This window comes from Vibrio anguillarum (genome assembly GCF_001989995.2).
GTDB lineage: Bacteria > Pseudomonadota > Gammaproteobacteria > Enterobacterales > Vibrionaceae > Vibrio > Vibrio anguillarum.
In genome coordinates, this window is the sequence record NZ_JAHGUP010000069.1 from 20,983 (window position 1) to 35,237 (window position 14,255).

Genomic DNA, 14,255 nt, shown 5'->3' on the forward strand with positions numbered 1-14,255 from the left:
TTATGGTTGGAATAGTGTTTCTAGTTCAGCAACAAGGCGCTTACCTTGGCTATTGAGTGGGATCTCTTTTACCACTCTAAAGCGTCGAGGTACAGCAATAGGTTCTAGCCATTGGCGCAGTTCAGAACGCAGCAACAGCCAGAACTTTCCCTTTCCAAGTTGAGCTAATTTTTCAGTGCCGCAGGCTGACAGTACAATCGCTGAGATTAAGATCAAACGTTCACCGTCTTGCTGTGGTAACACGGCTGTTTCACTGATCCACGGCAGTTGTTCAATACGCTGTTCCACTTCAACCAGTGAGATCCGTTTTTCTTCGATTTTGATGATGCGATCGGTGCGACCTTTCAAGGTAAAGTGCCGTTGGTCGGAAAACTCACATTCATCGGCTGTTTGATACCAATGATTCGGATCAATATGTGCAGAGCGCAAGGCTAAGCAGTTCTCGCTGTTAAGTCTTGCTTCAACAGTAGGAAAAAGCTGCCATTGCTGTGTTGCACTGTGCTGTTGCCGAAAAGCGATGCCGCCAGTTTCCGTACTGCCATACACTTCGATAGGTCGTTGCCCAAACAGGGTTTTTGCGTGACAAGAAGCAGAGTAGGGAAGCGGGCCACCGGAAGAAAATAGTGTGCGCAGTGGGCTTGGATGCTCTTGTGATAAGCGTTTCAATAGCGCAGGGCTACTGATCAGCACAGTGTCCGGATGCGCATGTGCGGTCACTTGTTCTGGAAATTCCAAGTTATGGCGGGCAAATGCTCGGCCTGCACACAGTGGCCATAACACACGAAATAGCAACCCATAAATATGTTGATGAGAAACTGTACTTTCCACTTTTGCACCAATGAGCTGTTCGCCCCAAAGCTGCTCTAAAATAGCGATTTCAGCTTCAAGCTGCCGCAGTGTTTTGATGATAGCCTTAGGCTGACCGCTGGAGCCTGACGTAAACAGCGTCACGGTTTGTGTCTCTAATGAAAGTGGTGCAAAACAAACGGCTTCATCGCGCATGTCGTTGGGTAGCGCTAAATGGTTAAGAGAGAGAGTTGGCGTAGAATTGGGTATTGTTATTGCCTCATCACACAGCAACAACTCAAAGTTTTGGCTCAGTTCTGCCAGTGCCGCAGGTTGATAATTACCGGGCAGAATTAATGATTTTTGCGTGCAGCAGACGGCGAAAAAACCGACTGAGAACCGATAGCTATCGCCAGCACACAGTGCAATATGATGTTCATTTCGCGACGCTAATTGCCGGCTTAGTTGGCTGACATCGGCGACAAAGTTTGCCCAGTTAATGGTGTTATTGAGGTCAAAAGCAACACAATGCGAATCGTTTCTTGGTGAGGAGAGTAACGTTGCAAGCGAGCAAAAATCGGGGTTGCCGAAAGTCATAGCGTACCTAGCCTTTGCGAATCCTTTGTCTTACTAGCCATTCCGTTACAAAGAGGCTGCCAGCAAGGAGATAACTGATCAATCCGTTATACAACGTCCAGATCTCGATAGATTGGAAGCAGGTATAAAGTGCGATGGCTCCATTCATGATGAAGTAGAGGCACCACACTTTAGTGACCGTGCGTGTGTACTCAATGCCACTTTGAGGAAGTTCAGGCTCTTGCAGTCTCGCCAGCCGTTCAATCACTGTTTGCGGTTGCGTTAGGCTCAAGGCAAAAAGAGCCAAAAGACATACATTAACCACAACAGGGTAAAACAGTAGCCAACCATGCTGCTGAAAGAGCATCCCCAAAGTCACCAAAGTGATACCAACGAACCCACTAAGCCAAGCCAGTTGCTTCAGTTCTTGAAGCTTGGCTTGCCAACCAGAAAGAATTCTTAAAGCGAAAATAGCGGCTAAGAAGCCCCCTATAGCTTGCAAACCAAACTGATTAATCCCGAAGTAGACCGCGAGTGGGTAGGTAAGCAGGACGATTGCAGACAAAATCGTCAGCAATCGCCGCATTAGCTTTCCTTAACAAGTTCAATAACCGATTCCACCACATCATTGACGGTGCGAACGGCTTTAAACTCTTCAGGCTTGATTTTTTTGCCAGTCACTTTTTGTAAGTGAACGACAAGATCTACAGCATCAATACTGTCGAGATCGAGATCTTGATAAAGGTGAGCATCTGGTTGAATATCGGCTTCATCAATTTCAAATAGTTCAACGAGAGCTTCTTTAACTTGATCAAATACTTGTTGTTGGTTTACTTCTGTCATAACGCTATCTATTTATTAGTGGCTAGTTTGAGATGAAATATAATTTGCTAAGTTTGCCACTGATGCAAAGTGTTGGCGAGTATTGGAGTCATCAGCGTCAATGACGATATTATACTTCTTTTTAATGGCCAAACCGAGCTCTAAAGCATCGATAGAATCTAAACCTAACCCATCACCAAAAAGTGGTGCGTCAGTTTCGATATCGTTAACTGAGATATCTTCAAGATTTAGTGCGTCGATAATGAGCTGTTTTATTTCTGTGTGTAGTATTTCCACTTCAACCTACTTATATAATGTTCTAGCCGTTTTGAACAAAACCTTGATATACACTTCCTCACTTAAAGTTGTAGCGGTGTTGTCTACGTTCGCTCACCCCAATCATATCGTTATCTATACGAATGGGGACTTACTCACTTTCTGCTTCGCTGTAACTTGACGTTATGGGGCGATAACTTCAATAGTTTTGTCATTTCTGGTTATTGTTTTGGGGGAAAATCACCTCTGCAAGGTGGCGATTTAAACGTCGTGCTGCAGTGGTGGGGTTATCAGCACCTTCAATAAAAGGTGTGACGACAACTTTACCCTTTATCTCCACATGGAAAAAGGGTTTGGTTTTAGGAACTTGGTACCACTTTTGCTCTTTTGTGAGAAAACTCGGAGAAACGGTAATATGTACGATGCGTAAGTCTCTTTGAGTTCGGATTGCGATTTGCGCCGCACCGCGCTGCAATTTGGGTTTAACGCCGGGTGTGGTTCGCGTGCCTTCAGGGAAAATCAATAATACGTTTCCGCGGCTCATGCGTTCCTCGCACACATTTAACAAATCATCAGGTGTTTCATTGGGGATATAACCTGCGGCTTGAACAATCCGTTTCATAAAAGGATTGGCCCAGATAGCTGATTTAACCAAGCAATCGCACTGATGAAGTTGTGATGCAATGAGAACATAATCAATTAAGCTTGGATGATTGGCGATAATAAGGCAGCTTTTATCCTGTTTTAATAGTTCTGCGTTGGTTGTTTTATAGTCGATGGCACCTGTTAATTTCATCAACTTACAAAATATATTGAATGAGTTTTGGATTGATTTTTGAACTTTATATTCACGACGATCTGTTTGCGATGAAAATAATGCAATCAGTGGGATAATAATAAAACTCAGCGTTAATCCGCCTAAACCAAATATAAAAAAACAAAAACCTGTAGCAGCAATACGCCAGTAGCGGTTGAACTCTAACATTTTCGTTGCCATTTCCAAGCGCTTTGCGAGCCCTCAATGATCCATTCAGATTTTTCTGACAAATAGTGGTGAAGAAACGACAATGCTTGCGGCTGTTGTGGCTTGGTATCAGACATCTGCATAGAGAGCGTAAAATCTGAACCGTGAGACAGGGTTAACCCTAAGGCATAGCCTTGAAATTGCCACTTTTCGTATTGTTGGTAGTCGCTAGGTAATGGCTCATCAAAATCAACCAACAGCACTTTGTGACTAGGGTGCTCATTTAAATAGAGCCAAGCTTCTAATATGGCACTTTGAAATGTGTTTTGTGCTGCTGCAATCGAGGTTAACGGGATCGGTTGTTTTGAAGCGATGGTTGCTAGGCCTGCCGCTGTATTATGAACAGATTGTGAAAACGCCATTGGTGAGGCTTCTTCGCCAATCAATATCGACTTCACGATTTCAACGCTACGATGAAGCTCGCCATGACGACATGAAAATACCATGTAATCAATATGTTGTGATTCTATAGCAGTCAGTGCAGTCTGCACGGCTAATTTACTCAAACTACTCATTCTGCGGCGCATCATAGGAGGAATATGGTCAGTGTTGAGCGTATTATCGTCAGGCCAAATCTCTTCTCTTGCCCAATTTTGCCAATCAGAAGGGTGAGATAAGCCTGCAGAATTTGCAACCCAAGTATCAATATTTAACGTGATTATTTGCTGTTGATTTGACATAAGATATTGCATTGTTTTTGATAGGGTTAAATACTATGGCACAAGATTATTCTTCGCAACTATAAACGTTTGTATCCTTGACTTAAATATTGATTTTTAAGAATTGAGTCGAACTTAGATTAAGTGTTTGGATATTGTTCACAAATTAAAGTTAGGTTTTAATGTGTTAAATCAAAAAATAGATCCTTATAACGCTTTAGAGGCAAAAACCGAAGCTCAAAAATTATCTTTTGCCCCCATCGTTTTTCATACAGCGCGCACATTACGTGACTTAGGCATATTGGCTGCATTAGATAATGCTGGCGAAAAAGGTTTAAACGCAGAACAAATTGCTCAAGAAACGAGCGTGTCAGAGTATGGCGTTAAAGTATTACTCGATATGGCCATCAGCGCCCACATTGTTTTATGGGATAAACCGAATTATTCGTTGGCTAATCTAGGCATTTTTTTGCTGCATGATGGGATGACGCAAGCCAATATGGATTTCACGGCAGACGTTTGTTATGCCGCCATGATGCACTTAACCGAATCGATCACCGAAGGCAAGCCTGCTGGTCTGAAAGAACTCGGCGATTGGGATACCATCTACCAAGGTTTATCGCGTTTGCCCCAGCAAGCTAAAGACAGTTGGTTCAAATTCGATCACTTCTATTCCGATCGTTCTTTTCCTATTTTGCTGAAAGAAGTGTTTCGTAAAAAACCGAAACATTTGGTCGATATTGGTGGCAATACGGGTAAATGGGCACTGCAATGTTGTCACTATGATTCAGACGTTGAAGTGACGATTGTGGATCTGCCACAACAGTTGGAAATGGCGATGGCTAACGCGCAGCAACAAGGTTTTACGCAGCGTATTCATCCTTTTCCAGCCAACATGCTCGATAAAGAACAACCGTTACCAAAAAATGCGGACGTGTGGTGGATGAGCCAGTTTTTAGACTGTTTTTCGCCAATGGAAATTTTGAGTATTTTAAAACGCGTTCGCGCCAATCTTTCTGCATATTCGACGGTTTATATTTTGGAACTGTTCTGGGATTCACAGAAGTACGATGCGGCTTCTTATAGCCTCAATGCCACCTCTTTGTATTTTACCTGCCTTGCAAATGGTAATAGTCGCTTCTATCGCAGCGAAGATTTCTTAGAAATCGTTCAAGCAGCAGGATTACAGGTGATCAAACGAACCGACAATATTGGCCTTGGCCACACCTTGTTAGAGCTAAAAGCCCAAGCTTAATTAAAATCGATGCGAGTCAATTCATGAATAAAGAGATAACTCAAGTTGTTATCATTGGTGCGGGCCCTTCGGGTTCGACTGCCGCGGCATTACTCCATGCGCAAAACATACGCGTGTTGGTTATCGAAAAAGCACTTTTCCCACGCTTTTCTATTGGCGAAAGCTTATTACCTGCTTGTATGGAAGTGATAGAAGCGGCGGGAATGTTGCCTGATGTTATGCGTGCGGGTTTTCAATATAAAAATGGTGCTGCCTTTCGAAAAAATGGTGTATACGCTCAGTTTGATTTTACCGACAAATATTCGAATGGGCCGGGAACCACTTTTCAGGTTCAGCGCAGTCAATTTGATAAAGTATTAGCGGATTCTGCTGTTAAGCAAGGGGTTGAAATTCGTTATCAACATCAACTGACTAATATCGAATTTGAAGAGAATAAATCACAATTATTGGTGACGGATCAACACGGTATAACGTATCAAATTGAAGCCGACTTCGTGCTGGATGCCAGTGGCTTTGGCCGAGTATTGCCTAAGTTACTCGACTTGGAAGAGCCATCGTGTTTACCTCCGAGAAAAGCCATCTTTACCCATATCATTGATCATATCTCCCCTGAACAACCAGACTACGACCGAAACAAGATACTGATCTCCGTCCATCCGCGTAATCCTGACGTATGGTACTGGCTCATTCCTTTTTCTAACGGCACATGTTCATTAGGTGTTGTCGGTGAACCGTCGTTTTTTGACGGCTATCCAAGTGATAAAATTGCGGCGATCCAGCAGTTGGTGAATGAAATGCCTGAGCTGGCGGAACTGCTTTCGAAGTCCGGATACCCTAATCCTGCTGGTGAGCTAGGCGGCTATTCTGCAAATGTTAAGCAGTTGGCCACGGTAAATTATGCGTTATTAGGCAATGCTGGTGAATTTTTAGACCCGGTGTTTTCATCAGGTGTAACGATAGCCATGAAATCGGCTCAGTTAGCAGTGTCTTGCGTTGTACGCCAACTAAAAAAAGAAAGTGTAGATTGGCAGCAAGAGTATTCTCAACCATTAATGGTCGGAGTGGATACGTTCCGCACTTATGTGGAAGGTTGGTACAACGGCATGTTACAAGAGGTGATTTTTTACCAAACGCCCAACCCAAGAATAAAGCAGATGATTTGCTCTATTCTTGCAGGATATGCTTGGGATCGTAGTAATCCTTATGTCGCTGAGCATCAACGACGCTTATCAAGTTTAGCTGAAATTATTCGTACTTCATCTCACTAATAATATCCGCACCGAAATTATGTTTTGGTGCGGATGTGCATCTTACATTCTAATGTTATGGGTTTATTCCCTTGTAAGATTATTCCTACACTGCATTAACGTGTTGATAAATATGTATTTTAAGCAATTTTGTTCTGATGCCCTATTCTTGGCAATGACGAGCAGGATCGTTAAACTAGTTAGATATTGGAATCAATATCACGAGAATGAATTTGTTACGTATCTACTTGCTGTTAATTTTAGCAATTAACATATTTTTTAATACTGTTTATGCCGCCGATTATTTATCAGATTCGGAACGTACCTATTTAAAAACAAAAAAAGTCATTGTAATGGGTGTATTGTCTGAACCTTGGCTACCTTATTGGGGCGGCATTGAGAATACAATCGGTATTCAGCATGATTATGCGGTAGGGATAGGAAAAGAGCTTGATGTCAAAATTGAATATCGTAGCTATCAATCGATAACTGATCTTGTCGCTGCTGTGCATGGTGGTGATGTGGATTTTGCCATTGGTTTTAGCAAAACAAAAGAGAGAGAAAAAAATATTTTATTTACCTTGCCACTCTATAATAACCTACGAGTAATTTGGCTAAGGGACAAAAAATTAAATCAGCAAGATATGAATCATTTGAAATGGGTTTGCGTACAAGGTTCATCTTATTGTGAAACATTAGAGCAGAGCCATTACCCACACATATTACTAGCACAAAGTTTCTTAGAATCATCAGAAATGATGAAGCAAGGTTTAGCCGATGCAACGATAACCAATTATATATCACTCAATCATTATATCAGCCCTAATTCTGGATATGACGGTGAGATTATTGCAGATGGTCGATTAGGTGTCGAAATAAATAGAATTATTTTGCCGATAAAAAATAATGAATTAAAAAACATTTTTGATAAACTCATTCTTGCTGAAGCAACAGGAAATACAGCTAATAAGATAGACTCGACTAATATTTATTTTTTGAATAATAAAGACAGCCTAAAATTACTAAGTCAAGAAAATAGCAATCAAATTGTCAGATACACCATAGAAGAAGATATATATCCACTCTCTTATTGTGATGAGGGTGATAATCAGGTGAAAGGATATGTCCATGATTTACTCAAGCTCATTGAGTCAAAAAGCTTCCTTAAATTTCAGTATGTACCGGCCAATGGCAGAGATATTAGACAGATGCTTATCGATAATGAAGTTGATTTATTGCCTTCATTAAATGTCGATGATATCGATAATCGTGATTTTATAGCGACCCCATCTTACACTAATTTGCAATTTGGTTATGTGGTCACTAAAAAGCCTTTTCAACAGAAAAAATTAGCGATATTAGATCGTACTGGTTACTTATATAGCCACTTAAAAATCTATGAAGATAATAAAAAAGTTAAAGTTTATAGAGATCTTAAAAAGGTTATTCTAGATTTAAAATCAGGTAAGATAACCCATGCCTTAATGAATCAAGATATTATAAATCAGCAAATGACATATCTTGGTGATAAGTTCTTGATACTTCCCGCAATAGATAATGAAGGTTACTCTATTAATATCGGCATGGTCTTTCGAAAGGATGAGTCGATATTGTCTGAAATGCTCAGCCGATCTTTAACTATGGTAACTGAGTCTGAGATTAATGCACTAAAATCACTCCATAAGAAAGTGAATGTGAATTATGGTTATGATAAGCAGCAAGTTATAATCTATTCTTTGATTGCAATGTGTATTTTCCTGTTTTTATTATTATTTGGAATAATTATATTTTATAAGTTAAAAAGTTCCTTAAAATACAGTCAAATCAGTTCAAAACTTTCAGAAGTTCAAGTGCAATGGCTGACAGATTTGCTCGATAAAATACCCAGCATGATCTTCATTTCAGATGTGAATGGGAAAGTAGTGTTATCTAACCGTTCATATAAGCAATGTAGCAAGGCTTCTCTAATTAGTGATGATGTGAATTGCCTCATATGTACTGGCATCGGATCTGTCGATCTGTCGAATAAACACTATCAGATTGATGAGAAATATTATGTCATTAATCATGAATCGATTGCGCATCCCAAGAGTGGGGATACTCATTACTTGACCGTTTGTAGTGATATCACAGAACTCAAGCTCTCAGAATTAGCATTACGTGATTCTAATAATAAGGCACTAGAAGCTGTAGATGCGAGGAATCATTTTTTAGCTGTAATGAGTCATGAGCTTAGGACGCCAATTGCGGCCATGCTAGGGTTGATGGAGATTTTATCAACTCGAATTAAAAACGATGAGAGCCGTTTGTTATTGACGAATGCAATTCGTTCTGCCGAGAGAATTAAGCACCATGTCCATGAGATTTTAGATTTTTCAAAAATGGAAGCTCAGCAATTACAATTAGATATACGTCAGCATAATATTTTAGAAGAGTTATGTCCCACCATTAGAAGCTTTGAAGCGAGTGCTAAGTTGAAAGGCGTTGAGTTCGTTGTTGATTGGGTGCCGACAGCTATTATTTACGCAAAGTTTGATGCATTACGCTTAAATCAGGTTCTTACCAATGTATTAGCCAATGCTGTTAAATTCACTACGGCAGGTACGGTTTCCATCCACGTTGAATTGACGGAAGAACAGATAGTCTTTGCCGTAAAAGATACGGGGTGCGGAATGAATGAAGCGCACTTGGATTCGTTATTTAAGCCATTTATGCAAGCGGATAAAACCATTACTCGCCAATATGGCGGTACTGGGCTTGGTATGTCAATAGTATCGAATTTAGTCAATCTAATGGATGGTCATATTACGGTTTCCAGTACGCTGAATGAGGGGACTCAAGTAACAATAGTGCTTCCCATTTGTGGTGAGCCGCTATCTGAACCGTTGAGTCAACGTAACTACCGTTGCACTAACGAACGCATTATCGAGTGGTTGAAGTGTTGGCAAGTTTCGGTGAGTCAAGGTGGTGTATCCTTGGTCGATTTTGACGCGATAATGACCAAAAAACATCTCTATCCTGACCTTCTTATTGATAAGATAAAAGATAGTGAACAAGTGCTGGTTCAACCGAAAAAAATGAAACTTTGTGGGCATGTTTTGGTGGTTGATGATGACGCTATTAACCGTTTGTTATTAAAAAAACAGCTACATGAACTTGGTGTGCAAGCAACCATTGTTGGTGATGGAGAAGAGGCATGCCATCTTTTACAAAACGAAGACAGCCAGTTTGATTTACTACTAACGGACTGCCATATGCCTAAAATGGATGGTTTCGCTTTAGCAAGATTTGTTAAAAATCATATTCCGCAAGAGAGATATAAGGTGGTTATCGGTTGTACGGTAGAAGACTCACGGTTGATCGCAGAGAAGGCTTACCAGTCAGGTATGGAACACGTGCTGTATAAACCCTATTCGTTGGCGTCGCTGTATACTATGTTGAGTGGTTATCTTTCTATGTATCCTTTAGTAAATGCTGACTCAAAAAGCTGGCTTGAGAGCTTTTTACCGGGTGAAAAAAGTGAAATTGCTTCTGTTGTGGCAGAATCTTTAGCGGCCGAGGTCGATAGACTCGAAAAGCATGATTCTGATTACAAAATGATAGCTCATCGTGTTAAAGGCTCTGCCGGGGCGCTTCAACTGGATTATCTCGCGAGTCTTGCGGTTAGCTTGGAGCGCGAATTAGAACCACAAGCTGTTGTATCTGCAAAACAACGACTGATAATGGAAATTAAAATCGTGATTACACAAGCACAAGAATGGTTAGATAAACAGCAACGAGTAGATGACGAATGAACATTTTGATTGTCGAAGATGATCGAATTCAAGCCACGAGTTTGAAACTGAAACTCAGACAACTTGGGTTGAATAATGTCGATATTGCAGCAAATGGACACCAAGCGTTGGCTTTATGCTTGCGCAAAGAGATATCGCTGGTTTTTTGTGATATTCATATGCCGGAAATGGACGGAGTTACGCTTTTGTCGATGCTTGGGGATAAACATCCTTCACTCGGAATTATTATATTGAGTGCTGTTGACGATGCCGTGTTAGACCTTACTTATAACATGTGCTGTTTAGCGAGCTTTAATTTTGTCGATGTTTTGCGAAAGCCCTATTCTATTGAGCAACTTGAAACCGTGATTCATGCGTTTCATGTGAAGTGTGAACAACAGGCCGCAAGCATTACGCCTATCTCATTAGGGTACAAAGAGATAGAAACAGCATTCAGTGAAGATTGGTTATTCAATTACTATCAACCTCAGTTTGATTTTAAAACGGGTGCCATGGTTGGAGTCGAGGCACTTGTCCGACTCGATCACCCAGTTCATGGTGTATTAAGCCCTGCGCATTTTCTGCCTCTTATTGAAGAGCTGAATTTGATGGATAAGCTGTTTTTAATTGTTTTGGATAAAGCATTATCGGCTTTAGGCAGTTTGTCAGCCGATCTTCAGTTATCAATCAATATCTCCCAGAGTAATTTACAACAGCTGATCTGTGACCCTATTCTTACTCTCTGTCACAAATACGCGTTTCCTACTGATAAACTCACGCTCGAGCTGACGGAAGATCATGTCTATAACGGTACGACAGCATCACTGGCTAATCTTGCGCGTTTAAGAATGCATGGTGTTGGTTTATCCATTGATGATTTTGGCACAGGCTACGCCTCTCTAAGTCAGCTTTCGAAATTACCCTTTACAGAACTTAAAGTAGATCAAAGCTTTGTCCGCGATCTCTCCACCAATTATAAAAACCAGCAACTCACCAACATGTGCTTATTGCTAGCGCAATCCTTAGGTCTGCATTGTGTTGTCGAAGGTGTGGAGGACGAAGATACTTGGCAATATTTACGTCATTTAGGCGTGGATACTTGTCAAGGTTATTATTCGGCGATGCCCATGCCGATTGGCGATCTCGCTGAACTGTATAGCAAAAATATCAGCAAGCAGTTAAGCCATCAAAGTATTGAAGATGGTGTGTATTGCTTATTAGTTGGAGAAAATTCGACTAGCGCTAATGCCCTAAGAAAAATGTTGATGAGAGAAAAACGCGTTACGCAGGTGGTCGTTGCCAGTGATCTCGCTTGCGCTGTAAAGAGATTGCGTGATTTACCTTTTAATTTAGTGGTTGTGGATAGCTACTGCAGTAAAGACGCTAGTTTGCAGTTGCATCAGCATATTGAATCGATGAATTTTAAGGGAAGACTTATTTTTCTCAATGAATATCATGAAGCAATATCTGCAGAACTTGCACATGCGCGCCACATTGTGAAATCAGCTGCATTGACTGACACCATTCAGAGCATAATGGGGGAGGTTGGGCGAACAGTTAATTTTCAACCTAGTTTTCGACTCAATGAAAGACTATCCAGCAGAGAGTTGAGTGTGGCAAATTTGTTGATTCAAGGTTTGACCAATAAGCAGATAGCTAATCAACTGGATATTAATCAGAAGACAGTCAGTACTTACAAAGCGAGAATTCAAAGTAAATTGGGCATTCGTTCGGCCATGGAGCTGATTCGTTACATTGAGCTCGATCATCTTAGTGCCAGTTTGAGCATCGCTTAAACTGAATGTCGATTTGCGTAAGCATTAGATTACACTTTTCGGTGAAAGTGTTTATTTATTATTACCAATCAACACGTTGTTAATTTATTGTTAATCGATTTTAGTGACACTATTCACGGATTTTATTTTCAGATGGCAGTATTATCCCTTTAAGTTAGATCTAACGTAACTAAGATGTTAAAAAAAGGCTGATTTTCCAGTGAAACGTGCTGAAAATGTACTCAACACTAGATGATTTAGCACTATGGTCTGACCAGATGGCGCTTAGTAACTTTAATTCACTGAGTTTGAGTTAATTGTTGGGCTATTTATCTATTCCATTAGGTAAACCATGGAATTATGCATTTTTTTGCTACGATTTTATGGCAAATTACTTCAATGGTTGCTAATGTGTGCCGCTATCCTTAGGAGTTTTTAGATTTTTCTGCTTAGTTTTTGCGCTAAATAAATCTAAAGTTCTAGCGATGCTAGAGAGCTCTCAAGGAAGTCATGGATGCAAAAATAAAAACTTGGAGTTTATGCATGTATAAAAATAAAATCACCCAAGCCCTTCTTCTAGGGGCGGGTATGGCAGTGGCTGACACTTCTACTTTTTCTCTCGCGGCTGATGTTCCAGCCGGCACTAAATTGGCCAAAGTTCAGGAGCTCGTTCGTGGTAACGGTACTGAAGTCGCCACACTCGATCCTCACAAATCCCAAGGTGTTCCTGAGTCAAACGTTATAAGGGATATTTTAGAAGGTTTGGTCAACCAAGATGGAAAAGGGAATACCATTCCTGGTGTGGCTGAAAGCTGGGAAACAGCAGACAACAAAACTTTTATTTTTCATTTACGTAAGAATGCAAAATGGTCAAATGGTGATCCTGTTACTGCTCATGACTTCGTATATAGCTTACAGCGTACAGTTGATCCCGCTACTGCATCTCCTTATTCTTGGTATATGGAATATACTAAGATGCTTAATGCCAAAGATATTATTGAAGGAAAAAAGGATAAAAGTACTCTAGGAGTAAAAGCTCTTAATGATTACACCTTAGAAGTGCAATTAGATGAAGCTGTCCCTTACTTTGTCATGATGGCTGGCCATACAATTATGAAGCCAGTTCACAAAGCAACTATCGAAAAATATGGTGATCAATGGACTAAGCCAGAACACTTTGTTGGTAATGGTGCATTCAAAGTTAATACTTGGGTGGTAAACGAACGTTTAGTTCTTACTCGAAATCCTCAGTATTGGGAAAACAATAAAACCATTTTAGATAAAGTAACTTATTTACCTATAGAAAACCAAGTAGCAGAAATGAACCGTTTTCTTGCTGGAGAAATTGATTTCACAGCAGAGCTTCCGATCGAACATTTTAAGCGATTGAGGAAGGAGCACCCTGAATCGGTTGCTATTACTGGGTTGCTCTCTACTTATTATTATCAATTTAATACTAAGAAGAAGCCATTTGATGATGTTCGTGTCCGCAAGGCTCTATCTTATGCAATTGATCGTAATATCATTACTGATGCTATTCTTGGTCAAGGCCAAAAACCTGCTTATTTTCTGACTCCCGAGATTACAGCTGGCTTCAATCCTGTGCTACCTGACTACGGAAAAATGTCGCAAAAAGAGCGTAATAAAGAAGCACAATCTCTTTTGAAGGAAGCCGGTTTCGATTCATCGAATCGTTTGGCGTTTACCTTTCTTTATAACACTTCTGAAAACCATAAAAAGCTTGCTGTAGCGGCTGCATCTATGTGGAAGAAGACGTTAGATGTCGATGTTGTTCTTGAAAATCAGGAATGGAAAACTTACCTAGACACGAAAGATCAAGGGAACTTTGAAGTAGCTCGTGCTGGTTGGGCTGGAGATTATAATGAGCCTTCAACATTTTTGACCTTAATGACAAGCAGTAATACCAGTGCTGGTACTCATTATGGTAGTAAAGAATACGATGAAATAATCAATAAAGCACTTACATCAACCTCTCAGCAAGAACGTGAGTCATTATACGTAAAAGCAGAGGAAAAACTGGTGGAAGACATGCCTATTATTC

11 protein-coding genes are annotated in these 14,255 nt (G+C 40.6%); 5 read left to right on the forward strand and 6 right to left on the reverse strand.

What is annotated here, in order from left to right; translation table 11 throughout:
* From PL85_RS14950 to PL85_RS14975, 6 genes are all read right to left on the reverse strand, one after another.
* Positions 1-1,383, reverse strand: coding sequence for an AMP-binding protein (locus PL85_RS14950; RefSeq protein WP_115339122.1), 1,383 nt, complete (start codon positions 1,381-1,383; stop codon positions 1-3).
* A 7-nt stretch (positions 1,384-1,390) separates the two neighbouring features.
* Positions 1,391-1,948, reverse strand: a complete 558-nt coding sequence (locus PL85_RS14955) for a COG4648 family protein (RefSeq protein WP_017045147.1) — start codon at positions 1,946-1,948, stop codon at positions 1,391-1,393.
* The gene (locus PL85_RS14960) at positions 1,948-2,205 is read right to left on the reverse strand and encodes an acyl carrier protein (RefSeq protein WP_017045148.1); all 258 of its coding nucleotides are present in this window, start codon (positions 2,203-2,205) and stop codon (positions 1,948-1,950) included. Before PL85_RS14960 ends, PL85_RS14955 begins: the two co-directional genes overlap by 1 nt.
* A gap of 15 nt (positions 2,206-2,220) precedes the next feature.
* On the reverse strand, positions 2,221-2,481 hold the full coding sequence (locus PL85_RS14965) for a phosphopantetheine-binding protein (RefSeq protein WP_019282451.1): 261 nt from the start codon (positions 2,479-2,481) through the stop codon (positions 2,221-2,223).
* Positions 2,482-2,671: 190 nt separating this feature from the next.
* Positions 2,672-3,445, reverse strand: coding sequence for a lysophospholipid acyltransferase family protein (locus tag PL85_RS14970; protein ID WP_174223839.1), 774 nt, complete (start codon positions 3,443-3,445; stop codon positions 2,672-2,674).
* The gene (locus tag PL85_RS14975) at positions 3,439-4,176 is read right to left on the reverse strand and encodes a beta-ketoacyl synthase chain length factor (protein ID WP_115339120.1); all 738 of its coding nucleotides are present in this window, start codon (positions 4,174-4,176) and stop codon (positions 3,439-3,441) included. The genes PL85_RS14970 and PL85_RS14975 overlap by 7 nt, the downstream gene beginning before the upstream one ends.
* Before the next feature lie 115 nt (positions 4,177-4,291).
* Between PL85_RS14975 and PL85_RS14980 the strand changes: the two genes are divergently transcribed.
* From PL85_RS14980 to PL85_RS15000, 5 genes are all read left to right on the forward strand, one after another.
* Complete coding sequence (locus PL85_RS14980; protein ID WP_013856490.1) at positions 4,292-5,398, forward strand: class I SAM-dependent methyltransferase; 1,107 nt, start codon at positions 4,292-4,294, stop codon at positions 5,396-5,398.
* 23 nt (positions 5,399-5,421) lie between these two features.
* Positions 5,422-6,666, forward strand: coding sequence for an NAD(P)/FAD-dependent oxidoreductase (locus PL85_RS14985; RefSeq protein WP_115339119.1), 1,245 nt, complete (start codon positions 5,422-5,424; stop codon positions 6,664-6,666).
* Between the two features lie 206 nt (positions 6,667-6,872).
* Entirely contained in the window at positions 6,873-10,439 is a 3,567-nt protein-coding gene (locus PL85_RS14990) for an ATP-binding protein (protein ID WP_115339118.1), read from the forward strand.
* The gene (locus PL85_RS14995; RefSeq protein ID WP_017048098.1) at positions 10,436-12,214 is read left to right on the forward strand and encodes an EAL domain-containing protein; all 1,779 of its coding nucleotides are present in this window, start codon (positions 10,436-10,438) and stop codon (positions 12,212-12,214) included. Before PL85_RS14990 ends, PL85_RS14995 begins: the two co-directional genes overlap by 4 nt.
* 522 nt (positions 12,215-12,736) lie before the next feature.
* Positions 12,737-14,255: ABC transporter substrate-binding protein (locus PL85_RS15000; protein WP_215809358.1), on the forward strand; the 1,519-nt coding region annotated here is incomplete at its 3' end.

What these genes read in the sequence shown, in the direction of transcription:
- PL85_RS14950 (WP_115339122.1), bottom strand. Translation starts at nt 1,383, where the DNA reads ATGACTTTCGGCAACCCCGATTTTTGCTCGCTTGCAACGTTACTCTCC.
- PL85_RS14955 (WP_017045147.1), bottom strand. Translation starts at nt 1,948, where the DNA reads ATGCGGCGATTGCTGACGATTTTGTCTGCAATCGTCCTGCTTACCTAC.
- PL85_RS14960 (WP_017045148.1), bottom strand. Translation starts at nt 2,205, where the DNA reads ATGACAGAAGTAAACCAACAACAAGTATTTGATCAAGTTAAAGAAGCT.
- PL85_RS14970 (WP_174223839.1), bottom strand. Translation starts at nt 3,445, where the DNA reads ATGTTAGAGTTCAACCGCTACTGGCGTATTGCTGCTACAGGTTTTTGT.
- PL85_RS14975 (WP_115339120.1), bottom strand. Translation starts at nt 4,176, where the DNA reads ATGCAATATCTTATGTCAAATCAACAGCAAATAATCACGTTAAATATT.
- PL85_RS14985 (WP_115339119.1), top strand. Translation starts at nt 5,422, where the DNA reads ATGAATAAAGAGATAACTCAAGTTGTTATCATTGGTGCGGGCCCTTCG.
- PL85_RS14990 (WP_115339118.1), top strand. Translation starts at nt 6,873, where the DNA reads ATGAATTTGTTACGTATCTACTTGCTGTTAATTTTAGCAATTAACATA.
- PL85_RS14995 (WP_017048098.1), top strand. Translation starts at nt 10,436, where the DNA reads ATGAACATTTTGATTGTCGAAGATGATCGAATTCAAGCCACGAGTTTG.